This window comes from Thermobacillus composti KWC4 (assembly GCF_000227705.2).
In the GTDB taxonomy this organism is placed as follows: Bacteria; Bacillota; Bacilli; order Paenibacillales; family Paenibacillaceae; genus Thermobacillus; species Thermobacillus xylanilyticus.
This window is the reverse complement of the sequence record NC_019897.1, coordinates 2,115,872-2,139,908: the sequence shown is the minus strand read 5'-3', so window position 1 is coordinate 2,139,908 and position 24,037 is coordinate 2,115,872. Positions and strand designations below refer to the sequence as shown.

The window sequence follows — 24,037 nt, the reverse complement described above, 5'->3', positions numbered from 1 at the left end:
AGATGGCCAGAGTCCGCGTCAGCCGCGTCGCGGAACGAATCAAACAGGAGATGAGCCAGATTCTGCAGCAGGAGCTGAAGGATCCGCGCATCGGCTTCGTAACCGTCACCGGTGTCGACGTGACGAACGATCTGTCGCAGGCAACGGTCTATCTGAGCGTCCTCGGGAATGACGAACAGAAGGAAGCGACGCTTGCGGCGCTCGGCAAAGCCCGCGGGTTCATCCGCACCGAAATCGGACGGCGCATCCAGCTGCGCCATGTGCCGGAACTGGCCTTCAAGTTCGACTCCAGCATCGAATACGGCAGCCGCATCGAACAATTGCTGGAGCAGCTCAACCGGGAGCAGGAGACGTAAGATGGCGTCCGTCGGCGATCAATACAGAACCCGGCTCGACGAGGCGCTCCGCTTCCTGCGTGAACACGACGACTTTCTGATTGTTTCGCATGTGCAGCCGGACGGCGATGCGATCAGCTCGACCATCGCCGTCCGCTGGCTGCTTGACCGTCTGGGCAAGCGGTCGCTCATGATTAATGAAGGGTGGATTCCGTCCCGCCTGGAGTTTCTGCCGCATGCCGGGGAAATCGTCAATTACGGTGAACGGAAGCCGGACCGCAAATTCCGAGCCGTCGTCGCGGTCGATTGCGCCGATTTCTCCCGGATCGGCCTTGTCCGCGAACTGTTCGAAGAACCTTGCGAACTGCTCAATATCGATCATCATCCGACGAACGACGGCTTCGGCACCGTGAATCTGCTTCGCCAGGATGCGGCGGCGACGGCCGAAATTCTGTTTGAACTGATTGAACATGCCGGCCTCGCGTTCGACAAGGATGCGGCAACCGTGATCTACACCGGCCTGTTGACGGATACGGGGGGCTTTCGCTATTCGAACACGAGCCCGAACGTGATGACCGCCGCCTCGAAGCTGTTGACCGCGGGCGTGGACGCCTACCAGCTGGCGGACCGGCTGCTCGAGCGGATGACGATGCCGCAGCTGAAGATTCTCCAGCGGGGACTTTCCCGCCTCCGGTTCACGGAAGACGGGAGGGTCGGCTGGCTGTACATCGAGCCGAAGGATCTTGAGGAGACCGGGGCGTCCAGCGAAGATCTGGAAGGGCTGGTCAATTACGCCCGAAACATCGACGGCGTGGAAGTCGGCATGCTGTTCAAGGGGATGGACGACGGCTCCGTGAAGGTGAGCTTCCGCTCCGCCGGCAAGGCGGATGTCGCTGCCATCGCGCAGCAGTTCGGCGGCGGCGGCCACATCCGGGCGGCCGGGTGCCGGATGTCCATGCCGCTGGATCAGGCGATGCCGCTCGTCGTGGACACGGTGCGCCGTTCGTTGTAATGCAGGAAAGGCGTTGGCTACAACAAATGGAGCAATCTAAGGAACTGGAAGGTATTCTCGCCGTATGGAAGCCGGCCGGCTGGACGTCGCACGACGTCGTGGCGAAGGTGAGGCGATGGACGCGCATGCGGCGCATCGGGCACGCCGGCACCCTGGACCCGCAGGTGACCGGCGTCCTTCCGCTTTGTCTCGGCCGCGCGACGCGCGTCGTCGAATACATGCAGGAACTGCCGAAAGCGTATGAAACGGTCATGCAGCTCGGCGTCGCGACCGATACCGAAGATTTGACCGGTACGGTGCTTGATACGTCGGACGCGTCGCATGTGACCGAGGCGATGTTGCGGGAGGCGCTCGCGCGGTTCATCGGCGAGATCGAACAGGTGCCGCCGATGTATTCGGCCGTGAAGGTCGGCGGACGCAAGTTGTACGAGCTGGCCCGCGAAGGCAAGACCGTCGAGCGCAAGGCCCGCAAGGTGACGATTCATTCGCTGGAGCTCAGGTTCGCCGAGCTCGGCGTGCCGCGGCCGCGCATCGGCTTTGGGGCGGTCTGTTCCAAGGGCACCTACATCCGCACGCTGTGCGTCGACATCGGCCGCGCGCTGGGGGTTCACGCCGCGATGGAATCGCTCGTGCGAACGATGTCCGCCGGACTCGGTGAATCCGACTGTCTGACGATGGAGCGGATCGAAGCGCTGGCCGCATCCGGCGAACTGGCCGATGCGCTGCTGCCGGTCGACCGGGCGCTGGGCCATTACCCGCGCATCGATGTGGGAGCGGCGGCGGCGGCCCGAGCGGTGCGGGGGCAGCGGGTCAAGCCGGCATCCCCGCAACAAGAAGGGCTTGTCCGATTGTACGGCGCGGGCCGATTCGTCGGCCTGTTCGAAGCGGATGGCGATGCGGGCGTGCTTCGGCCGGTGAAGGTGTTCGCTTCCGCGGACGAATTCTGACGAAGCATTCTGCTCAAGTGAACTTCCGACCCGCAAATTGAGAGGAAATGCAGGTGCAATGCCTTGATCACGATCACGTTGCGTTACCCGTCCGATGAGCCCGGGGCGCCGGAAGACCGGCTGCCGAAGACGATGGCCATCGGCTACTTCGACGGCGTTCACCCGGGCCATCAGGCCGTCATCCGCAAAGCGGTCGAACTGGCGCGCGCGGCGGGGAAGCAGGCTTCCGTCATGACCTTCGATCCGCACCCGCGCGCGTTCTTCGGGCACGGAGAGGCGTATGCCGCATCGCTGACACCGCTGCCGGAGAAAATCCGGCTGCTCGGCGAGCTCGGTGTCGACATCGTGTATGTGGCCGTATTTGACCATGAATTTTCCAGCCTCGAGCCCGAAACGTTCGTCCGCAGACTGCTGATCGAACGCCTGAACGTGTCCGATGCGGTCGTCGGGTTCGACTTTACGTTCGGCCGCGGCGGCGCGGGCAATCCCGCCGTCCTCGCGGAACTCGGCGCGCCGGATCTCGCCGTCCATACGGTCGAGCCGGTGGCGGCGGCCGGAGCCAAAGTCAGCAGCTCGCGCATCCGGGAAGCGCTGGAACTGGGCGATGTGGCGCTTGCCGCCGGCCTGCTCAGACGGCCTTACCGGATTTCCGGGGCGGTCGTGCACGGCGCGGCCCGCGGCCGGACGATCGGCTTCCCGACGGCGAACATCGAGCCCGACGGCCGCTATGTGCTGCCGCGGCATGGCGTGTATGCGGTGAATGTGCGCCGGGGCGACGCATCTTATCCGGCCGTCATGAATGTCGGCGTCGCGCCGACGTTCTACGGCACGGGCGGAACGCCGAAGCTGGAGGCGCATCTGCTCGACTTCTCCGGCGATCTGTACGGCGAGCGGCTCGCCGTGGACTTCGTCGCCTTCATCCGGCCGGAGCTGCGGTTTGACGGCGTCGCCGAACTGACCGCACAGATCCGGGAAGACGCGGAGCAGGCGCGGCGGCTTCTCGCCTTCGTCCGGCAATAATCCGACAGTTTACTTTCATCCTGCGCATATGCTATACTTGTTGTCGTTGCGGCCGGAGCGCCGCAACTTGTTGAACCGCAGCTTGGCTGTGCGACCTCACCATCGGCGGCGAGGCTGTCGGCGATTTTCATAAGGAGGTGAACAGGGATGGCCATTACGCAAGAACGGAAGAACGAAGTGATCGAAGCGCACAAGACGCACGCTTCCGACACCGGTTCTCCGGAAGTTCAGATCGCTATCCTGACCGAGAACATCGCGAATCTGACCGAGCATCTTCGGGTACACAAGAAAGACCATCATTCCCGTCGCGGACTTCTCAAGATGGTCGGCAAGCGCAGAAAGCTGCTTGCGTATCTCAAGAAGAAGGATATCAATCGGTACAGCGCGTTGATCGAAAAACTCGGCTTGCGCCGATAACGCAAGCGGTAAGAAAGCAACCGGCTGCCCGAGCCGTCCCGCGGGACGGACGTCGGCGTCTGGTTGCTTTTTGCCATTGGACAGGCAGGCGCATTGTGCTGTAAGGCTATGAAGGAGGAGTTAAATGGTACATCGAGTCGAGATGCAGCTCGGCGGTCGTCCGCTCGTGCTGGAGACCGGCCGGCTGGCGAAACAGGCGAACGCCGCCGTGACGGTACGCTACGGCGACACGGTCGTCCTGTGTACGGCGACCGCATCGAAGGAGCCGAAGGATCTGGGTTTCTTTCCGCTCACGGTGAACTTTGAAGAGCGGCTCTATTCCGTCGGCAAAATTCCGGGCGGATTCATCAAGCGCGAAGGCCGTCCGAGCGAGAAAGCGATTCTGGCAAGCCGGCTGACCGACCGTCCGATCCGGCCGCTGTTTCCGGAGGGCTTCCGGAATGAAGTGCAGATCGTTGACCTCGTCATGAGCGTCGACCAGGACTGCTCGCCGGAGATTTCCGCGATGATCGGCACATCCGCGGCACTTTCCATCTCCGACATTCCGTTCAACGGTCCGATCGGCGGCGTCATCGTCGGCCGCGTGGACGGTGAATTCGTCATCAACCCGACGGTCGAGCAGGAGGAACGGTCGGACATTTACGTCGTCGTCGCCGGCACGCGGGACGCGATCATGATGGTCGAAGCGGAAGCCGATGAAGTGCCGGAAGAGGTCATCCTCGAAGCGATCATGTTCGGCCACGAGGAAATCAAGAAAATCGTCGACATGATCGAAGAACTGGTGAGCGTCGCCGGCAAGCCGAAGATGGAAGTGCAGCTGCACGCGGTGGACGAGGAAGTCAATCGCGCCGTCCGCGAATTCGCAAGCGCGCGGCTGATCGAAGCGATCCGCGTGCCGGAGAAGCAGGCGCGGCAGGATGCGATCGACGCCGTGAACGCCGACGCCATTGCCTATTTTGAAGAGGTCTATGCCGAGACGCCGGAGAAAATGGCCGATGTGAAAGAAGTGCTCCATGACATCGTCAAGGAAGAAGTTCGCCGGCTGATCACCCACGAGAAGATTCGTCCGGACGGACGCGCCTTGAACGAGATCCGTCCGATCGAATGCGAGGTCGGGCTGCTGCCGCGCACCCACGGCTCCGGACTGTTCACGCGCGGTCAGACGCAGGCGCTCAGCATCTGCACGCTCGGCGCGCTCGGCGATGTCCAGATTCTCGACGGCATCGATCTCGAAGAGTCGAAGCGGTTCATGCACCACTACAACTTCCCGCCATTCAGCGTCGGGGAAGCGAGACCGCTCCGGGCTCCGGGACGGCGCGAAATCGGACACGGCGCGCTCGGCGAACGGGCGCTGGCGAAGGTCATTCCGCCGGAATCCGAGTTCCCGTACACGATCCGGCTCGTGTCCGAAGTGCTGGAATCGAACGGTTCGACGTCGCAGGCTTCGATCTGCGCCAGCACGCTGGCCATGATGGATGCGGGCGTTCCGATCAAGGCCCCGGTGGCCGGCATTGCAATGGGGCTTATCAAGGACGGCGACCAGTTCTCCATCCTGTCGGACATCCAGGGCATGGAAGACCACCTCGGCGACATGGACTTCAAGGTGGCCGGGACGGCGAAGGGCGTTACCGCGATCCAGATGGACATCAAGATCGACGGCATAGACCGCGAAATTCTGTCCCAGGCGCTGGAGCAGGCCCGCGAAGGCCGGATGTACATCCTTGGCAAGATGCTCGAGGTCATCAAGGAGCCGCGCAAGCAGCTGTCGCCTTACGCGCCGAAGATCATTATCATGCAGATCAACCCGGACAAGATCCGCGATGTGATCGGGGCCGGCGGCAAAATTATCAACAAGATCATCGAAGATACCGGCGTCAAGATCGACATCGAGCAGGACGGCAAGGTGTACATCGCTTCGGCGGATGAAGCGGCGAACGAAAAAGCACGCCAGATCATCGAGGGGATCGTCAAGGATGTTGTCGTCGGCGAAATCTACGTCGGAACAGTCCGACGGATCGAAAAATTCGGCGCCTTCGTCGAGATTCTGCCGAACAAGGAAGGGCTGGTGCACATCTCGCAGCTGTCGACCGAACGGGTCGCCAAGACGGAAGACGTCGTGAAGATCGGCGACAAGATTACGGTCAAAGTCACCGAGATCGACCAGATGGGCCGGATCAACCTGTCCCGCAAAGCGGTGCTCGTCGCGCAAGGCGCGAAACGATGAGCTTAGGCAAAGCCCCAAGAAAGAGCCAGATTACCGTCTGTCTCTTTTTTTATGCCGTTATGCGGCACAGGGGCCCGGGACTGAGGAATGCCGCGCGTTATATTCTTGTCCCGCTTTACATACAATGGTGGAGACTAAAGGCGAAGGAGCGCGGTCATGAAATGGAAGAAGCTGGCGGCTGCCGCCCTGTGCGCGGCCGCCGTCTGGGGACTTGCGGCTTCGGTCAGGGCGATGGCCGACTACGTTCAGGCGGTCAAGGCGCAGGCCGGGGCCGGCGTGCGCACGTATGCCGCTCCGCAAGCGGCGGCGGATGGCAAGGCCGATGCGCTGCTTGAACGGATCAAAGCGGCTGCGCCGCAGTATGCGGAACCGCCCGTCGATGCGGTCGTCGACCGCGTCTGGCATGCGATCCCCGGATACAACGGGGTCGAACTGGATATCGAGCGTACATACGCGGCGATGCGCCTGCTGCCGGAAGGCGCGCCGATCCGGCCCGTGCTGCGGGAGATCGAGCCGAAGGTCGGACTGGACGATCTCGGCCCCCATCCGATCTACCGCGGCAATCCGAAGAAGCGGATGGCGGCGCTCATGATCAATGTCGCCTGGGGCAACGAACATCTGCCTTCCATGCTGGAGACGCTGAAGGCGAAGAACGTGCGCGCAACCTTCTTCTTCGACGGATCGTGGCTGGAGAAGAACGAAACGCTGGCCCGGCAAATTGCCGAAGGCGGCCACGAGTTGTCCAACCATGCCTATTCCCATCCGGACATGGCGAAGCTCGGACGAAACGAGCAATATCGGCAGATCGCGCGGACGGAAGCGCTGCTGAAAGAAAAACTCGGCGTGCGGGACAACAAGTGGTTTGCGCCGCCTTCCGGCTCATACAATGCGACGACCGTCCGGACGGCCGCCCAGCTCGGGCTGAAGACCGTGCTCTGGACGGTCGATACGGTGGACTGGAAAAGTCCGCCGCCGGAAAACATCGTGGCGAAGATTCGGCGAGACGCCGGCCCCGGGTCGCTCATTCTGATGCATCCCACCGCATCGGCGAGCGCCGCGCTGGCGGACATGATCGACGTGCTGCGAAGCAAGGGCATCGAGCCCGGGACGGTGTCCCGGACGCTGTCGACCGCCCGGGTGCCGCCGGTTGAGCCCGCACTTTGATTTTGGTATAGTGGAATCATTGACTTCGTCAGGGGGATACGCGGTGAATCGTTATACGCTGCAGAACGGTCTGCGCATCGTGGTCGAACCCATCCCGACCAGCCGTTCCGTCTCGTTCGGCATCTGGGTGAGGACGGGTTCCCGCGATGAGACGCCGGAGATCAGCGGCATCTCGCATTTGATTGAACACATGCTTTTCAAGGGAACGGCGAAGCGCAGCGCGAAGGATATCGCGGACCTTTTCGACGGCATCGGCGGCAACGTGAACGCGTTTACGTCGAAAGAGTACACCTGCTATTACGCGAAGGTGCTGGACCGGCATTTGCCGATCGCGGTGGAAGCGCTGGCGGACATGTTCTTCGAATCGCAGTTCGATTCGTGCGAACTGGCCAAGGAGAAGAACGTCATCCTCGAGGAAATCGCGATGTACGAAGACACGCCCGACGACAAGGTGCACGACGAGGCGTCGCGGGCCGCATTCGGCGATCATCCGCTCGCCTATTCGATTCTCGGGCTGGAAGACCGGCTGCGCGCCATGCAGCCGGATGATCTCAGGGGCTACATGTCCCGGCAGTACCGGACGGACAATACGGTCATCGCCATCGCCGGCAACGTGGACGAGGGCAAGCTGCCGGAACTGCTCGAGCGCCATTTCGGCCGCTTCGACCGGCGCGGCGGAGGCACGAAGCCGGTTCCGCCGGTATTCCGGGGCGATTATATCTATCATCATAAGCAAACCGAACAGCACCATCTCTGCCTGTCGTTTCCCGGCTGCCCGATCGGCGACCCGAAGCTGTATGCGATGGTGCTGCTCAACAACGCGCTCGGCGGCGGGATGAGCTCGCGGCTGTTCCAGGAAATCCGCGAGAAGCGCGGACTGGCCTACTCCGTCTATTCCTATCATACGTCCTGTGCCGACAGCGGCATCTTCACCATCTATGCGGGAACGGCGCCGAAGCAGACGAAAGAAGTGCTGGACGTGGCGCTCGAACAGCTGGCCGATCTCGCCGAAGGCGGGCTGACCGAGGCGGAACTTGAGCGCGGCAAGGAGCAGCTCAAAGGCAGCCTCATTTTGAGCCTGGAAAGCACGAGCAGCCGGATGAACCGGATCGGCAAGAACGAGCTGATGCTCGGACGCCACGATTCGCTCGACGAGATGCTCGAACGGATCGACGCGGTGACGCTGGATGACGTCCGGATGATGATCGACCGGATGTTTGCCGTTCCGTTCGCCGTCGCGGCGGTCGGACCGGACGATTCGGCGGTGTCCGCATTGAGGAGGGATTGTCTTGTACGAAGTTCGCATTAAACGGCTGCCCGGCGGCGAAGGTCTGCCGCTTCCGGAGCGGATGTCCGAATGGGCGGCGGGATTCGACGTTCACGCCGCCGTCGATGAGCCGGTGACGCTGGCCCCCGGCGAGCGCAGTCTCATTCCGACAGGCTTCGCCATGGCGATGCCGCGCGAACTGGAGGCGCAGATCCGGCCGCGCAGCGGACTGGCGCTCAAGCACGGCATCACATGCCTCAACACGCCGGGCACGATCGACGCCGACTACCGCGGTGAGGTGAAGGTGCTGCTGATCAATCTGGGCAGCGAACCGTTCACGATCCGGCGCGGCGACCGGATCGCCCAGATGGTGTTCCAGGAGGTGCCGCCCGTACGGCTGATCGAAGCGGACGAGCTGGACGACACCGGCCGCGGGGCCGGCGGATTCGGGCATACCGGGACCGGGGCGTAATTTTATCTTCATAATGCGTGCGATAAGGCTGTTCCGAAGGCGTCATGCCGCCGGAACGGCCTTTTTTCATGCCTTTGGCCTCCGCTCTTGCCTGAATCACCCGCGGAGCGCTTTCCGCATACGATGGTCTATAGCCCAGGTGCGGAAAGGAGTGGGAATGTGCTCACGGGCGCGAATATCGTGCTGGTCGGCGGCGATGCGAGGCAGCTTGAAGTCATCCGCAAGCTGACCGAACTCGACGCAACCGTGCTGGCCGTCGGCTTCGACGGGCTGAGCACGCCGTTGGACGGAGCCGTGCATGCCGAACTGGACGGACAATTGTTCGAAGACGCCGATGCCCTCATTCTGCCCGCAGTCGGCACCGACGACGACGGCACGGTGACGGCCGTATTCAGCGACAAGCAGCTTGTGCTGGAAGAAGCCTACATCGCCCGGCTGCCCAAGCATTGCAAGGTTTACACGGGAATGGCGAAGCCGTACTTAAAGGATTTGTGCGCGAAATACGGCATCGGTCTGGTCGAATTGTTCGAGCGGGACGACGTGGCGATCTACAATTCGATACCGACGGCCGAAGGCGCCGTCATGATGGCGATTCAACATACCGACATTACGATCCACGGATCGACGGCACTGGTGCTGGGAATGGGGAGGACAGGGCTGACGCTCGCCCGGACGCTCAGGGGAATGGGGGCGAGAGTGAAGATCGGCGTGCGGCGGGACGAACATTTTGCCCGGGCGTACGAGATGGGCTTCGAGCCTTTCTACATCAAGGATCTGGCGGCTCACGCGGGCAACCTCGACTTGCTTTTTAATACAATTCCGACTATGATAGTCACAGCACAGATCATTGCTCAAATGCCATCGCGCGCCGTCATCATCGACCTTGCGTCGAAGCCCGGCGGCACCGATTTCCGCTACGCCGAGCGGCGCGGCATCAAAGCGCTGCTCGCGCCCGGACTTCCCGGCATCGTGGCTCCGAAGACCGCCGGCCGCATCATGGCGGACTGTCTCGGCCGGCTCCTGATGGAAGACTTGCGGCTCGGGAGGGAGAAGCGATGAGCATTTGGCAAGACAAGACGGTCGGGTACGGATTGTCGGGCTCACATTGCACGTTCGACGAAGTGATGCCGCAGATTCAGCGGTTCGTCGATGCGGGCGCGAACGTGGTGCCGATCATTTCACACAGCGTGCTTACGACGGACACTCGGTTCGGCACGGCGGAAGAATGGCGGCGCAAATTGAAGGAGATTACCGGGAACGAAGTCATCTCTTCCATTGTGGAAGCCGAGCCGCTCGGTCCTTCCAAACTGCTGGACATCATGACCATCGCGCCGTGCACGGGCAATACGACGAGCAAACTGGCCAACGCGATAACCGACAGCCCGGTGCTGATGGCGGCCAAGGCGCAGATGCGCAACTGCCGCCCGCTGGTGCTCGCGATTTCGACGAATGACGGCCTCGGCCTGAACGCGCCGAATATCGCGAAGCTGCTGAACGCCAAGAACATCTATTTCGTCCCGTTCGGCCAGGACAATCCGCAGCAGAAACCGAACTCGCTCGTCGCGAAGATGGATCTGCTGCTCGAGACATGCGAAGCGGCGCTGGAAGGCCGGCAGATTCAGCCGCTGCTCATCGAACGTTTCCGCAACTAGACCCCGGTCCTGCCCGCGGCCGCACCGTTCGGCTGATCGGCTGCAGCGGCCGGTTTCCCGTTCCATGGGCGAGAGGAGCGCAAGCACACAATGTCCGAACAAAAGCTGTACCATGTTGCGGTTGTCGGCGCGACAGGAGCCGTGGGGGAACAGATGATCCGGATGCTCGAATCGCGGAATTTCCCCGTGGGGGAGCTCAAGCTGCTTTCGTCCGCCCGGTCGGCCGGGACGAAGTTGAAGTTCCGCGGCCGTGAATATACGGTTCAGGAAGCGGGACCGGACAGCTTCGAAGGCGTCGAGATCGCGCTGTTCAGCGCGGGCAGCGACGTCAGCAGGAAGCTGGTGCCGCATGCAGCGGCCGCCGGAGCGGTATGCATCGACAACACCAGCGCGTACCGGATGGATCCGGAGACGCCGCTTGTCGCGCCGGAAGTGAATCCGGAGCAAATCGCCCGGCACAAAGGGGTCATCGCCAATCCGAACTGTTCGACCATCCAGATGGTCGCGGCGCTCAAGCCGCTCCATGACCGCTACGGCATCGCGCGGATCATCGTCTCGACCTATCAGGCGGTATCCGGCGCGGGGGCACGTGCGGTGACCGAACTGCTGCGTCAGACGGAAGAATTGCTTGCCGGCCGGAAACCGGAGCCGGACGTGCTGCCGGTCAGCTCGCTGCCGGTGAAGCATCAAATCGCATTCAACGCCATTCCGCAGATCGACAAGTTCCAGGACAACGGCTACACGTTCGAAGAAATGAAGATGGTGAACGAGACGAAGAAGATCATGGGCGATGATTCGATCGCGGTCACGGCAACCTGTGTGCGCATTCCGGTGCTGAGAGGTCATTCGGAATCGGTCTACGTCGAATTGAAAAGCGATTACGAGCTGGATGACGTCAGATCGCTGCTGTCGAACGCACCGGGCATTACGGTTGTGGACGATCCCGCAAGCCAGCGGTACCCGCTCGCGACCGAAGCCGAAGGAAGACCGGATGTCTTCGTCGGCCGGATTCGCCGGGATCTCACCCATCCGCGCGGACTCAACCTGTGGATCGTCTCCGACAATCTGCTCAAAGGTGCGGCCTGGAACGCCGTACAGATCGCGGAAACCATCGTGAACAGCCGCGGCTGAGGATCGCACGGGATCTTCGGTCCGGCCGCCCCGTCAGACTGATTCGCCAACCGTCCATTGCGACAGCGGCCGTTCGTCGTCCTAGAGCAAGGGGCGTGAAGCGGACATGGCCATTCTGGTCCAGAAATTCGGCGGCACTTCGCTGGCGACGGACGATGCCCGAAGGCATGTGCTGCGGCATATCGTCCGCGAACGCGAGGCCGGGTATTCCGTTGTCGTCGTCGTCTCGGCCATGGGCAGGAGGGGCGATCCGTATGCGACGGATACGCTGCTGGCCTTGCCGGACAGCGAGAACTTGCCCGCCCGGGAACGCGATCTGATCGCGTCCTGCGGTGAAGTGATCGCCGCCGTCGTCCTGTGCGGACTGCTCTGCAACGAAGGCGTGCCGGCGGTCGTGCTGACCGGCGGCCAGGCCGGCATCCGGACGGACGGTCGTTTCGGTGCCGCGCGCATTACGCGCATCGAAACCGAACCGGTGCTGAGGCGGCTGGATGAAGGGACCGTCGTGATCGTCACCGGATTTCAGGGCATGTCTCCCGGCGGCGATACGACGACGCTCGGCCGCGGCGGGAGCGACACGACGGCCGCGGCGCTGGGCGCTGCGCTCCGCGCGCAGCGGGTCGATATTTATACCGATGTGGACGGCATTCTGACGGCCGATCCGCGGCTCGTCGCCGAAGCGAGGCCGCTCAAGGCCGTCAGTTACGCCGAGATCAGCAATCTGGCCCGGCAAGGCGCGAAGGTCGTTCATCCGCGGGCGGTCGAAGTTGCGGCGCAGGCGGGCATTCCGCTCCGCATCCGGTCGACGTTCACGGACGACGAAGGGACGCTGGTGACGGGGCCGGGCATGTTCGCCGCGGGCGAGGTGCCCGATCGCCCGATCGTCGGCATCGCCCATACGGCCGGCGTGACGCAATTGACCGTCGCGTACGGCGCCTCGGAGCCGGGCGACATGCAGGTCCGGGTGTTCGGCACAATGGCCCGGCACGGAATCAGCATCGATTTCATCAATGTGACGCCGAGCGGATGCGTATACACGGTATTCGACGCCGACGCCGACCGGGCGATCGGGCTGCTCAGCGAACTGGGCTGCGCGTACTCGGCCATCCGCAACTGCGCCAAGGTGTCTGTCGTCGGCGGCGGCATGAACGGCGTTCCCGGCATCATGGCGGCGATCGTCGAAGCGCTGACCGACGAAGGCATTCCGATCCTGCAGAGCGCGGATTCGAACGCGTCGATCTGGGTGCTCGTCCGTCAGGCGGATATGGCGGACGCGGTGCGCGCGCTGCATGCCAGGTTCGGCCTTGACCGGCCGGCAGCCGCGGCGCATGAAGCGTCCCAACTGGCACAGGAGGAGTCGTAATGGATTTCGGAAGATTGATTACCGCCATGGTCACCCCGTTCGACGCGGAAGGCAAGATCGACTGGGAGACCACCGGTCGGCTCATCGATTATCTGATCGGCGAGCAGCAGACCGACAGCATCGTCGTCTGCGGTACAACCGGCGAATCGCCGACGCTGGACGATGAAGAGAAAATCGCCCTGTACAAATTCGCGGTTGAGCGGGCAGCCGGACGGGTACCCGTCATTGCCGGCACGGGCAGCAACAACACGGCGCACTCGATCCATCTGACGAAGGAAGCGGAGGCCGCCGGAGCAGACGGCGTGCTGCTCGTCTCGCCTTATTACAACAAGCCGAGCCAGGAAGGCTTGTATCAGCATTTCCGCGCCATCGCGGAATCGACGAAACTGCCGGTCATGCTGTACAACGTTCCCGGACGGACGGGAGTCAACCTCAACGTCGACACGACGCTGCGGCTTGCCGAAATCCCGAACATCGTCGCGACGAAGGATTGCGCGCCGACGGAGCAGCTGACCGCCATCGCGGCCGGAGCGCCGGCGCATTTCAAGGTGTACAGCGGCGATGACAGCCAGACGCTGCCCGCGCTGGCCGTCGGAGCGTACGGCATTGTCAGCGTCACGAGCCATATTATCGGCCGCGAAATGAAACAAATGATCAACGCGTATGTCGAAGGCCGGACAGCAGAAGCGGCCAGACTGCATCAGCAGTTGTCGCCGATCTTCAAGGGGCTGTTCAACTGCCCGCATCCGGTGACGAATCCGGTGCCGGTGAAGTATGCCCTGAACCATCTCGGCATCCCGGTAGGCGGGGTGCGTCTGCCGCTTGTGCCGCTCACCGAAGCCGAGGCGGCCTTCGTGCGCAATCTGCTGGACAATCGCGAATAGGAGCAAGCGTAGTCGGAGAGACCGATGCACGATTTGCCGCATCGGTTTTCTTTGTGCGGACTTGCGGACCTCGACGCCGGGGTTCAACTTGTGTGGCGCCTCCGGCATCATGTATAATGGGTTACAAGTGATCGGGATCGGCAAATCTTTGAAAAATCAATAGCGTTTGGATCGACGTCCAACAGTTACGGGAGGTACGAAATTCCATTGTCAAAGAAGAACCAGGATAAGCTGCTAATTTTTGCATTGGGCGGCGTCGGCGAGATCGGGAAGAACATGTATGTCGTCCAGTACGGGAACGACATTGTCGTTGTGGATTCGGGGCTGAAATTTCCCGAAGAGGATATGCTGGGGGTTGACATCGTCATCCCCGATATCACGTACTTGACGGAGAACCGCGACAAGGTGCGCGGCATCCTGATAACGCACGGCCACGAAGATCACATCGGCGGACTGCCTTACGTGCTGAAACATCTCAATGTGCCGGTGTACGGCACGAAGCTGACGCTCGGATTGATCGAGGTGAAGCTGAAGGAAGCCGGTCTGCTCGGCGAGACGAAGCGGATCTTGATCAACGCCGATTCGGTCGTTCAGCTCGGATCGATCAAAGCGTCGTTCTTCCGCACGAACCACAGCATTCCGGATTCGGTCGGCATCTGCCTCGACACGCCGGAAGGCGTCGTCGTCCACACCGGCGACTTCAAGTTCGATCACACGCCGGTGAACGGGCAATTCGCCGATCTGCAGCGGATGGCCGAGATCGGAAAGCGCGGCGTGCTGGCGCTCCTGTCCGACAGCACGAACGCCGAACGGCCGGGGTTCACCCCTTCGGAAAGCAAGGTGGGGCAGGAGCTTGAAGATATTTTCCGCAAAGCGAAGCAGCGCGTCGTCGTCGCGACGTTCGCTTCGAACGTGCACCGCATTCAACAGGTCATCAATGCCGCCATGGCGACGAAGCGCAAGCTGACGGTCATCGGACGCAGCATGGTGAACGTGGTGGCGATCGCTTCGGAGCTCGGCTACCTGCACATTCCGGAAGGCATGCTGATTGAGCCGGAGGAAGTCGGGAAGATGGCCGCCGACCGCGTGGTCATCCTGTCGACGGGCAGCCAGGGCGAACCGATGTCGGCGCTCACGCGGATGGCGCGTTCGGCTCACCGGAAGTTGGACATCCTGCCGGGCGACACCGTCATCATCGCGGCGACGCCGATTCCGGGCAACGAGCGGTTTGTCGGCCGCACGGTCGACGAGCTGTTCCGCCTCGGCGCGAATGTCATTTACGGACCTACCGCGTCGTCGGCCGTCCACGTTTCCGGACACGGCAGCCAGGAAGAGCTGAAGCTCATGCTCAACCTGATGAAGCCGAAATATTTCATCCCGATTCACGGCGAATACCGGATGCTGAGGCAGCACGCGCTGCTCGCGGAAAGCGTCGGCATCGAGCGCGAGAACATTTTCATTCTCGACAACGGTGATACGGTCGAAATTCAGAACGGCGTTGCCCGCAAGGGCAACAAGGTGCCGTCGGGCATCGTGCTGATCGACGGCCTCGGTGTCGGCGACGTCGGCAACATCGTCCTCCGCGACCGGAAGCTGCTGTCGCAGGACGGCATCCTCGTCGTCGTCGTCACGCTGAGCAAGCAGGACGGCACGATTCTGTCCGGGCCGGATATCATTTCCCGCGGTTTCGTCTATGTGCGGGAATCCGAAGGCTTGCTGGAGGAAGCGAACCGGCTCGTGACGCAGACGCTCAACAAGCTGATGAGCGACAATGTGAACGAATGGGCTTCGCTCAAGACGAATGTGAAGGATGTGCTCGGCAGGTTCCTGTACGAGCAGACCCGCCGCCGTCCGATGATTCTTCCGATTATTATGGAAGTGTGACGGCCAGCATTGCCGACAACGATCATCTCCCCGCCATCTGTGCAGATGGCGGGGTTTTTGCTGCGCATAAAACCGCATGCCGGCCTCATACTAGGTGGAGCGCCAAATTGAAGGAGGGTGGGCTGATGTCAGCTTACGACATGACGGGGCCGGTCAATCCGCCGGAGGGGCCGGTCCCGGGAGACGGCGAGCAGGGGCGCGCGTCCGGACCCGTCCAGGCGGTGCAGCAGCTCGGACAGACGACGGTGCCGCAGACGGAATCGAACATTTTCTGCATGACGATCATCGGACAGATCGAAGGCCACATCGTGCTGCCGCCGCAGAACAAGACGACGAAGTACGAGCACCTCATTCCGCAGCTTGCCGCCGCGGAGCAAAACCCGAAGATCGAGGGCATCCTCGTCGTGCTCAACACGGTCGGCGGCGACGTCGAGGCCGGGCTTGCGATCGCCGAGATGATCGCTTCGCTGACGAAGCCGAAAGTGACGCTCGTGCTCGGAGGCGGCCATTCGATCGGCGTGCCGATCGCCGTCGCCGGCGACCGTTCGTTCATCGCCGAGACCGCCACGATGACGATTCATCCGATCAGGCTCAACGGTCTGGTGATCGGCGTGCCGCAGACCTTCGAATATCTGGACAAAATGCAGGAGCGGGTCGTCCGTTTTGTCACGTCGCATTCCGGGATCAGCGAAGCGCGGTTCAAGGAACTGATGTTCAAGACCGGAGAGCTGACGCGCGACATCGGCACGACCGTCATCGGCCCGGATGCCGTGAAGGACGGGCTGATCGACGCGGTGGGCGGCATCGGCGACGCGCTGGCCGAGCTGAACCGGCTGATTGCGCAGCGGAAGCAGCCGGCCGGAACGGGCGGTGCGCTGCAATGACGTTTCATACGATTCTGCCGCTTGAAATCGTGCTTGACGGCATCGACGATCCGAAGCGCATGCGGCGAACCGTGGAAATCCGGACGGGCGGCATGCTGCTGGAAGTCGAACCCGTCGGGGACGGCTGCGGCCGCATCGTCCGGCTGCTGGATTGCCCGCTCGACGCCTATCTCGACCCGGCGCTCAATCCCGGCAATCTGATCCGCATGCAGCCCTAGTCGGCAGGTCCCGATTCGCCGCATTTTGCGGTACAAATATCCGGCGCTTCGCCCAATATGGTATAATCGCTCTGAGGTGACCGATGTTGGCGAAGCGCAAACGGAAGAAAAACGCTATCGGCTCAGCTTTGAAATATGAAGTTTACGGCATTCTCCTGATCACGCTGTCCGTCATCGCCATGTCCGGGCAGGGGTGGCCGGTCGACCAGGCGCTGGCCAATCTGTTCGGGTTGTTCTTCGGCGATTTTTATTTCGTTGTGCCGCTTGCCGGCATTTATGTGGGACTCATGACGATGATCAAGCGCAAATGGCCGTCAAGATGGTCGTCCCGCATGACCGGTATCGCGCTCATTCTGCTTTTCTGGCTGCTGACCTACACGGCGGGCGACGTGGAAGCGAAAACGAAGCCGCTGGGCGAACCGGTGTCGGTCAACGCGATCATGATGCATGCCCGCGACATCCGCGAGCTGGCGACGCCCGGCGAGTTCTACGCCATGCCGATTATCGAGAAAAATTTGAGCGGCGGCTATATCGGCGCCCTTGCCTATGCGCTGCTGTTTTTTCTGTTCGGCAATTTCGGCGCGAAATTCGTTACCGTCGTGCTGCTGCTCATCGGCATCATGCTGGCGACAGGAAAATCGTACGTCGAACTTGCGCTCATGCTGCGCAGGCAGATCGGACGGTTCGTTCAGCTCATCCGGCTCAAACTGGCCGATTCCCGGAGACGGAGGCCGGCCGCCGCTCAGGCGGTTCCGGTTCAGGCCGAGGACGAGCTGCCGGCGGACAAGCCTGACGCTGATAATCCGGGCTCTCCGCTCATTCTGATCGATGATGAGGATCTGATGGACGACGATGATTCGTTCGTGCCGCCCAAGCAGACCGCGCGCCGCCGAACGTTGTTCTTCCCTTGGCGGAGCGATGCCGGGCGTAAGGAGGAAGACGCCTCCCCGGCTGAACCGGAACACGGGAATCCGGAGGCTGCGGACGCGGCGGTCGCGATGCCCGGCGAGTTGAACCCGCTCGAGCCGGTCCAAGGCATTCAGCCGGAGTCGGAAGCGTCGGAGGAAGCGGGAACGGCCGGCCGGGAACCGTGGCAGCCTGAACCGCTGCGGCAGGAGGACCCGGCCGATCCGGTTGAACCGGAAGCGGATGCCGGAGATGGGACGGATGCGGCCGAGGAAGCTCCGGGGGCGGCTGCGCCCGCCTCGCCGGTTGTCCGGATCGGCGTGAAGCGGGAGAACAGCGAAGAGACCGGCGATACCGAAGATGCGGACGCCCTGCCGCCGAAACCGTCGCGGCCTTATCTGCTGCCGCCGCTGTCGCTGCTGTCGCGGCCGCAGCCCGGCAAGAACAGCGCCGCCGATCACGGCGAAGCGAGGCGCAAGCTGGAGGCGACGCTGGAAAGTTTCGGCGTGAAGGCGACGGTGCTGGACGTCGTGCGCGGACCGGCCGTCACCCGTTACGAGGTGCAGCCGGCCGCCGGCGTGAAGGTGAGCCGGATCGTCAGCCTGACGGACGACATTGCGCTGGCGCTCGCGGCGAAGGACATCCGCATGGAGGCGCCGATCCCGGGCAAGTCGGCGATCGGTATCGAGGTGCCGAACACCGAAGTGGCGACGGTGACGCTGCGTGAAGTGATGGAATCGCCCGTATTCCAGAACGCCGCGTCAAAGCTGTCGGTCGCCCTCGGCCGGGACATCTCCGGCCAGCCGATCGTCGCCGATCTGGCGCGCATGCCGCACCTGCTCGTCGCCGGCGCGACGGGCTCCGGCAAGTCCGTGTGCATCAACGGCATCATCACGAGCATTCTGTACAAAGCGGCGCCAGACGAAGTGAAATTCCTGATGGTCGACCCGAAAATGGTCGAGCTGAACGTCTACAACGGCATCCCGCACCTGCTCGCGCCGGTCGTGACCGATCCGCGGCGCGCTTCCCTCGCGCTGAAGAAGATCGTCGTCGAGATGGAGAAGCGGTACGAAGCGTTCTCGAAGACGGGTACCCGCAACATCGAAGGGTACAACGCGCAGACGAAGGACAATCCGGAAGCGCGTCTGCCGTACATCGTCGTCATCGTCGACGAGCTCGCGGACCTGATGATGGTCGCGGCAAGCGACGTCGAAGACGCGATCACGCGGCTCGCGCAAATGGCGCGCGCGGCGGGCATCCATCTCATCATTGCGACGCAGCGTCCGTCCGTCGACGTCATCACCGGCGTCATCAAGGCGAACATTCCTTCCCGGATCGCCTTCGGCGTCTCGTCGCAGGTCGACTCGCGCACGATCCTCGACATGGCCGGCGCGGATAAGCTTCTCGGCCGCGGCGACATGCTCTTCCTGCCGGTCGGCATGTCGAAGCCGATCCGCGTGCAGGGCGCGTTCCTCTCCGATCAGGAAGTCGAGGCCGTCGTGCAGTTCGCCCGCGATCAGGCGCAGGCCGAGTATAAGGAAGACCTCGTGCCCGAGGTCGACGACGAGCCGCAGGAAGCGGATGATGATCTGGACGAGCTGTTCGACCAGGCGGTGCAGGTCGTGCTCGAGGCGAAACAGGCTTCCGTCTCGCTGCTGCAGCGGCGGATGCGCATCGGATACGCGCGGGCGGCCCGGCTCATCGACCAGATGGAGGCGCGCGGCATCGTCGGCCCGTATGAGGGCAGCAAGCCGCGCGAGGTGCTCATTTCCGAAGGGCAGTATCCGCCCGGACAGATCTCCTCCTGAACTTCATAGGCGATATGCGCACATTCCGGCGCCGGGCTGTTCAGCCCGGCGCCGGCCGATTTGTCCGGACCGACAATTCCTGCATAGGGTTCCAGCGGCTTAACCATACTAGAGGCGAATCCACCATGCGACAGAAAGGCGGAGTCGGACAGGATGAAAATACGACTGCTGGCAGCGACCATCGTCATCGTATGCCTCGTACTCGGAGCCTATACCCTCAGGCAGTTCGGCGGCGGGATATCCGATGACGTGTTCAGCGACGCGGTGCTGACCGTCGGCTTCACCGGCAAGGATGTCGTGGAACTGCAAGGTCGGCTCCGCTATCTCGGCTATTATGACGGCGAGATCACCGGCACGTTCGACCAGAAAACGAAGAACGCGGTAACCTGGTTTCAATGGAAGTTCGGCCTCAAAGTGGACGGAATCGTCGGTCCGAAGACAAAACTGAAGCTGTGGGAAGCGACCAAGAACTGGAGGCCGACGGAAGCGGACAAGCCGAAGACCGGCGGAGGCGGAGGCGCCGCAACCGGCGGCGGGGGAAGCGCGAATCTGGCGAAGACGCACAACTTGTCCGAAAACGACATTCGCCTGATGGCCAACGCCGTGTACGGAGAAGCGCGCGGCGAACCGTACGAAGGGCAGGTGGCGGTGGCGGCGGTCATTCTGAACCGCGTCAAGTCTCCGAATTTCCCGGACACCGTGTCGGGCGTCATTTTCCAGCCCGGCGCTTTCACCGCCGTTGCCGACGGCCAGATCTGGCTGACGCCGAACGAGACGGCCCGCAAGGCGGTGATCGACGCCGCCAATGGATGGGATCCGACGGGCGGCTGCCTGTACTATTTCAACCCGGAGACCGCGACATCGAAATGGATCTGGACGCGGCCGCAGGTGAAACGAATCGGGAAGCATATTTTCTGCATGTAGCGTGCGGGAAGCAGCCTTGTGTCAGGTTGCTTCTTCCTTTTGCGATCGGGTAGAATGAAGGGGAACAACGGGGTTTCCATCCGATGGAAGGAGCTGAACCGGTTGACCGGACCATGGTTTGAACAGGGACAGTCGGGACGGATCCGGCTGCATGTCATGCCCACGAAACGGTTCAAGACGTACCAGTTCACGCTGTATGCGGGCGTTCCGCTGAGCGACGCGGACGTGACGCGGACGGCGCTGCTGCCGTTCGTGCTGCGGCGCGGGACGGCCGCCACGCCCGAGACGCGGGCGTTTCGCGAGCGGCTGGACGATTTGTACGGCGCCGGATTCGGCTTCGACGTCATGAAGCGCGGCGATTCGCATGTCGTCGTCTTTCAGCTGGAAGTGCTGCAGGATCGCTTCGCCCGCGGCGCGGGGGAATCGCTGCTTTCGGCCGGCATGCGGCTGCTCGGCGAGGTCGTGACACAGCCGGCGCTTGAGAACGGCGCATTCCTGCCGAATTACGTCGACACGGAGAAGACGACGGTCCGGAAGCGTCTGGAAGCCATCGTCAACGACAAGATCCGCTATGCGGCGGAACGCTGTATCGAAGAAATGTGCGCCGGCGAGGCCTACCGTCTCAACGCCTTGGGGAAAATCGAAGATTTGCCGCAGCTGACGCCGGAGACGCTGCATGACTATTACACCGGGTGGCTGAAGCGGGCATCCTTCGACCTGTACGTGACCGGCGATACGACGCTTGACGAAGCGTCCGCCATCGCCGCGGAATCGTTCCGGCTGCCGGACGGCGCGCCTGGATCGTATCCCAAATCCGCGGCATGCGGATCGGCGGGCGAGGTCAAGACTGTCGTCGAGCGGATGGACGTCACCCAGGGCAAGCTGAACATGGGACTCAGAATAGGCGTCCGCTATGCGGATGACGACTATCCGGCGGCGCTCATGTATAACGGCATTCTCGGCGCCTTCCCGCATTCGAAACTGTTCATCAACGTGCGCGAGCGCGCCAGCCTCGCCTATTACGCCGCTTCCCGCTATGACGGGCACAAGGGCATCCTGACGATCCAATCCGGCATCGAAATCGCCAATTTCGAGCGGGCGTCCGCCATCATACGCGAGCAGCTGGACGCGATGGCACGGGGTGACATCAGCGAGCTTGAACTGTCGCAGACACGAGCCATGATCACGGGCCAGCTGCGGGAGCTGCGGGACTCCGCTCCGGAAATGATCGCCTTCCACTTCAACGGCGTCCTGTCGGGCCGCAGCCGCGATGCGGACGAACTGGTCCGGCAGATCGAAGCAGTTACCCGGGACGATATCGTCCGCGTTGCCGAACGGGTGAAGTTGGATACGATCTATTTCCTGCGGGACGGGAAGGAGGAGTGACGGTGGAGGAAAGGCATTATCCGGACGTGGACGAGACGGTCGTGCGGGAGAAGCTGCCGAACGGCCTCGAAGTCCACGTGCTGCCGAAGGCCGGCTGCAGCAAGACCTACGCCGTGTTCGCAACCCGTTACGGCTCGGTCGACAACCGTTTCGCGGTGAACGGTGAAGAGATCCGGGTGCCGGACGGCATTGCGCATTTTCTGGAGCATAAAATGTTCGAGGAGCCGGATGGAGACATCTTCGCGAAATTCGCGAAACAAGGCGCTTCGGCCAACGCATTCACCAGTTTCGACCGCACTGTCTATCTGTTTACCGCCGCGGGGCAGATTCCGGAAAATTTGGAGACGCTGCTCGATTTCGTCCAGCGTCCTTACTTCACCGACGAGAACGTCGAGAAAGAGAAGGGCATCATTGAGCAGGAAATCAACATGTACCGGGACAACCCGGACTGGCAGGTCTACTTCGGCTTGATCGGCGCCCTCTATCAGCGTCATCCCGTCCGCATCGACATTGCCGGCACGGCGGAATCGATCCGGCGCATCGACAAGGAGACGCTGTACCGCTGTTACGAAACGTTCTATCATCCATCCAACATGACGCTCGTCGTGGCGGGCGGAGCCGATCCCGGGGAAGTGATCCGGCTCGTCAGGGAGAACCAGGCGAAGAAGACGTTCGCGCCCGCGCCGGAAATCAGCCGGCTGTTCGACGCGGAGCCGCCGGAAGTCGGTTCGCCGCGCGTCGAACGGGAGCTTTCAGTATCGCTGCCGAAATGCATGATCGGATTCAAGGAAACAGATCTTGTCCGTGACGCGGACGGCCTGATGCGCCGGGAAGCGGTGACGAAGCTGATGTTCGAAGCGCTCATCGGCTCGAGTTCCGGGCTTTACCAGTCGCTTTATGACGAACAGCTCATTTCGGATTCGTTCGGCAGCGAGTACAACTGCACGCCGGAATATGCGTTTTCGTTCATCGGCGGGGAGACCCGCGATCCCGACGCGCTGCTTGCGCGGATTCGCGAGGCGATCGAGCGCGCGAAGGCGTCGGGACTCGATCCGACGCGGTTCGAGCGGGCGAAGCGGAAGCGGATCGGCGCGCTGCTGCGGATGCTCGATCGTCCGGAGTCTGCCGCGAACGAATATCTGCGCTGGAATCTCCGCGGCGGCGATCTGTTCCGGCTGCCGGAACTGTACCGGGACATCGGGATCGATGAAGCCGAGGAACGGCTGCGCGCGCATTTCGACTGGAACCGTATGGCGGTTTCGATTGTCCGGAGCCGCCGGGCATGAAACCACTGAAGGACATGACGGCACTGGTGACCGGCGCGAGCCGGGGCATCGGAGCCGCTGCCGCGGTGCTGCTGGCGGAAGAAGGCATGAACATCGTCGTTCATTATTATGCCGCGCGGGATCAGGCCGAAGCGACGGCGCGCGAGTGCGAGCGCCGCGGCGCGAACGTGATGGTGGCGGCGGCGGATCTCCGTAACTTCGCGGAGCTGGATCGGCTCAAGGACACGCTGGATGCAGCGGGCCTTTCGCCCGACATTCTCGTCAACAACGCCGGCGTCTCCCATTACGGCCTGTTCACCGACGTCACGGAACAGGATTGGGAGGATGTCGTCGGCGTCAATCTCAAGGGCATGTTCCGGCTTACGCAGCTGCTTGCGCCGGCAATGGTGAGGCGGCGTTACGGCCGGATCATCAATGTTTCCTCCGTCTGGGGGATTGCCGGCGCCTCGTGCGAAGTGCTCTATTCGCTGACGAAAGGCGGCGTGAACGCCTTCACGAAGGCGCTGGCGAAGGAGCTGGCGCCGTCCGGCGTCACGGTGAATGCCGTCGCGCCGGGCGCCGTCGAGACGGACATGATACGGGATTTCAGCGAAGAAGAACTTGCCGCCCTCCGCGCGGACATTCCGGCCGGCCGCCTCGCCAGGCCGGAAGAAATCGCTTCGCTGATCCGTTTCCTGGCATCGCCGGAGTCGGGCTACATTACCGGACAGATCATCAGCCCGAACGGCGGCTGGCTGACTTGAGCCGAAGCGGTTGAAACTTTTCCCGCTCTTATATCGTCGAATAATTGTAGCGGGCCTCGCCCAAACTACTACCGTTGACCATGCTTGTCGCACAACGCTGATGAAGGAGG

Annotated in this window: 22 protein-coding genes; all 22 read left to right on the top strand. The window is 62.4% G+C overall.

The features are described 5' to 3' along the window. Positions 1-2: 2 nt before the first annotated feature. The gene (rbfA, locus tag THECO_RS10010) at positions 3-356 is read left to right on the top strand and encodes a 30S ribosome-binding factor RbfA (protein ID WP_015254923.1); all 354 of its coding nucleotides are present in this window, start codon (positions 3-5) and stop codon (positions 354-356) included. 1 nt (position 357) lies between these two features. Then, complete coding sequence (locus THECO_RS10005; RefSeq protein ID WP_015254922.1) at positions 358-1,347, top strand: DHH family phosphoesterase; 990 nt, start codon at positions 358-360, stop codon at positions 1,345-1,347. Between the two features lie 26 nt (positions 1,348-1,373). Beyond that, positions 1,374-2,294 (top strand): tRNA pseudouridine(55) synthase TruB, encoded by a 921-nt coding sequence (gene truB / locus THECO_RS10000; protein ID WP_041853873.1) that lies wholly within the window; start codon positions 1,374-1,376, stop codon positions 2,292-2,294. Between the two features lie 63 nt (positions 2,295-2,357). Then, positions 2,358-3,314, top strand: coding sequence for a bifunctional riboflavin kinase/FAD synthetase (locus tag THECO_RS09995; RefSeq protein WP_015254920.1), 957 nt, complete (start codon positions 2,358-2,360; stop codon positions 3,312-3,314). Between the two features lie 147 nt (positions 3,315-3,461). Beyond that, positions 3,462-3,731 carry a 30S ribosomal protein S15 gene (gene rpsO / locus THECO_RS09990; protein ID WP_015254919.1) on the top strand — a complete coding sequence of 90 codons (270 nt, stop codon included), beginning with the start codon at positions 3,462-3,464 and terminating at the stop codon, positions 3,729-3,731. Between the two features lie 124 nt (positions 3,732-3,855). Beyond that, on the top strand, positions 3,856-5,955 hold the full coding sequence (pnp, locus tag THECO_RS09985) for a polyribonucleotide nucleotidyltransferase (protein ID WP_015254918.1): 2,100 nt from the start codon (positions 3,856-3,858) through the stop codon (positions 5,953-5,955). Between the two features lie 156 nt (positions 5,956-6,111). After that, positions 6,112-7,119 (top strand): polysaccharide deacetylase family protein, encoded by a 1,008-nt coding sequence (locus THECO_RS09980; RefSeq protein WP_015254917.1) that lies wholly within the window; start codon positions 6,112-6,114, stop codon positions 7,117-7,119. A 43-nt stretch (positions 7,120-7,162) separates the two neighbouring features. Beyond that, positions 7,163-8,428: a M16 family metallopeptidase gene (locus THECO_RS09975; protein ID WP_015254916.1), complete on the top strand. Its 1,266-nt coding sequence runs from the start codon at positions 7,163-7,165 to the stop codon at positions 8,426-8,428. After that, positions 8,409-8,858, top strand: a complete 450-nt coding sequence (dut, locus tag THECO_RS09970; RefSeq protein ID WP_015254915.1) for a dUTP diphosphatase — start codon at positions 8,409-8,411, stop codon at positions 8,856-8,858. The genes THECO_RS09975 and dut overlap by 20 nt, the downstream gene beginning before the upstream one ends. A 159-nt stretch (positions 8,859-9,017) precedes the next feature. Beyond that, a complete protein-coding gene (gene dpsA, locus THECO_RS09965; protein ID WP_015254914.1) occupies positions 9,018-9,917 on the top strand; it encodes a dipicolinate synthase subunit DpsA in 900 nt (299 codons plus the stop codon). Next, positions 9,914-10,510, top strand: a complete 597-nt coding sequence (locus tag THECO_RS09960; RefSeq protein WP_015254913.1) for a dipicolinate synthase subunit B — start codon at positions 9,914-9,916, stop codon at positions 10,508-10,510. The genes dpsA and THECO_RS09960 overlap by 4 nt, the downstream gene beginning before the upstream one ends. A 90-nt stretch (positions 10,511-10,600) precedes the next feature. Then, positions 10,601-11,641 (top strand): aspartate-semialdehyde dehydrogenase, encoded by a 1,041-nt coding sequence (locus THECO_RS09955; protein WP_015254912.1) that lies wholly within the window; start codon positions 10,601-10,603, stop codon positions 11,639-11,641. A 106-nt stretch (positions 11,642-11,747) separates the two neighbouring features. Continuing rightward, positions 11,748-13,004, top strand: coding sequence for an aspartate kinase (gene dapG / locus THECO_RS09950; protein WP_015254911.1), 1,257 nt, complete (start codon positions 11,748-11,750; stop codon positions 13,002-13,004). After that, a complete protein-coding gene (gene dapA / locus THECO_RS09945; RefSeq protein WP_015254910.1) occupies positions 13,004-13,888 on the top strand; it encodes a 4-hydroxy-tetrahydrodipicolinate synthase in 885 nt (294 codons plus the stop codon). The genes dapG and dapA overlap by 1 nt, the downstream gene beginning before the upstream one ends. A gap of 207 nt (positions 13,889-14,095) precedes the next feature. Beyond that, entirely contained in the window at positions 14,096-15,772 is a 1,677-nt protein-coding gene (locus tag THECO_RS09940) for a ribonuclease J (protein ID WP_015254909.1), read from the top strand. 125 nt (positions 15,773-15,897) lie between these two features. Then, complete coding sequence (locus tag THECO_RS09935) at positions 15,898-16,656, top strand: ClpP family protease (RefSeq protein ID WP_015254908.1); 759 nt, start codon at positions 15,898-15,900, stop codon at positions 16,654-16,656. Continuing rightward, a complete protein-coding gene (locus tag THECO_RS09930) occupies positions 16,653-16,874 on the top strand; it encodes a YlzJ-like family protein (protein ID WP_015254907.1) in 222 nt (73 codons plus the stop codon). Before THECO_RS09935 ends, THECO_RS09930 begins: the two co-directional genes overlap by 4 nt. Before the next feature lie 83 nt (positions 16,875-16,957). After that, positions 16,958-19,588: an FtsK/SpoIIIE family DNA translocase gene (locus THECO_RS09925; protein WP_015254906.1), complete on the top strand. Its 2,631-nt coding sequence runs from the start codon at positions 16,958-16,960 to the stop codon at positions 19,586-19,588. Positions 19,589-19,741: 153 nt separating this feature from the next. After that, the gene (gene sleB, locus THECO_RS09920; RefSeq protein ID WP_015254905.1) at positions 19,742-20,512 is read left to right on the top strand and encodes a spore cortex-lytic enzyme; all 771 of its coding nucleotides are present in this window, start codon (positions 19,742-19,744) and stop codon (positions 20,510-20,512) included. A gap of 102 nt (positions 20,513-20,614) precedes the next feature. Beyond that, the gene (yfmF, locus tag THECO_RS09915; RefSeq protein ID WP_015254904.1) at positions 20,615-21,898 is read left to right on the top strand and encodes an EF-P 5-aminopentanol modification-associated protein YfmF; all 1,284 of its coding nucleotides are present in this window, start codon (positions 20,615-20,617) and stop codon (positions 21,896-21,898) included. A 2-nt stretch (positions 21,899-21,900) separates the two neighbouring features. Beyond that, positions 21,901-23,184 carry an EF-P 5-aminopentanol modification-associated protein YfmH gene (gene yfmH / locus THECO_RS09910; RefSeq protein ID WP_015254903.1) on the top strand — a complete coding sequence of 428 codons (1,284 nt, stop codon included), beginning with the start codon at positions 21,901-21,903 and terminating at the stop codon, positions 23,182-23,184. Then, positions 23,181-23,927, top strand: coding sequence for an elongation factor P 5-aminopentanone reductase (gene ymfI / locus THECO_RS09905; protein ID WP_015254902.1), 747 nt, complete (start codon positions 23,181-23,183; stop codon positions 23,925-23,927). The genes yfmH and ymfI overlap by 4 nt, the downstream gene beginning before the upstream one ends. Positions 23,928-24,037 lie beyond the last annotated feature (110 nt).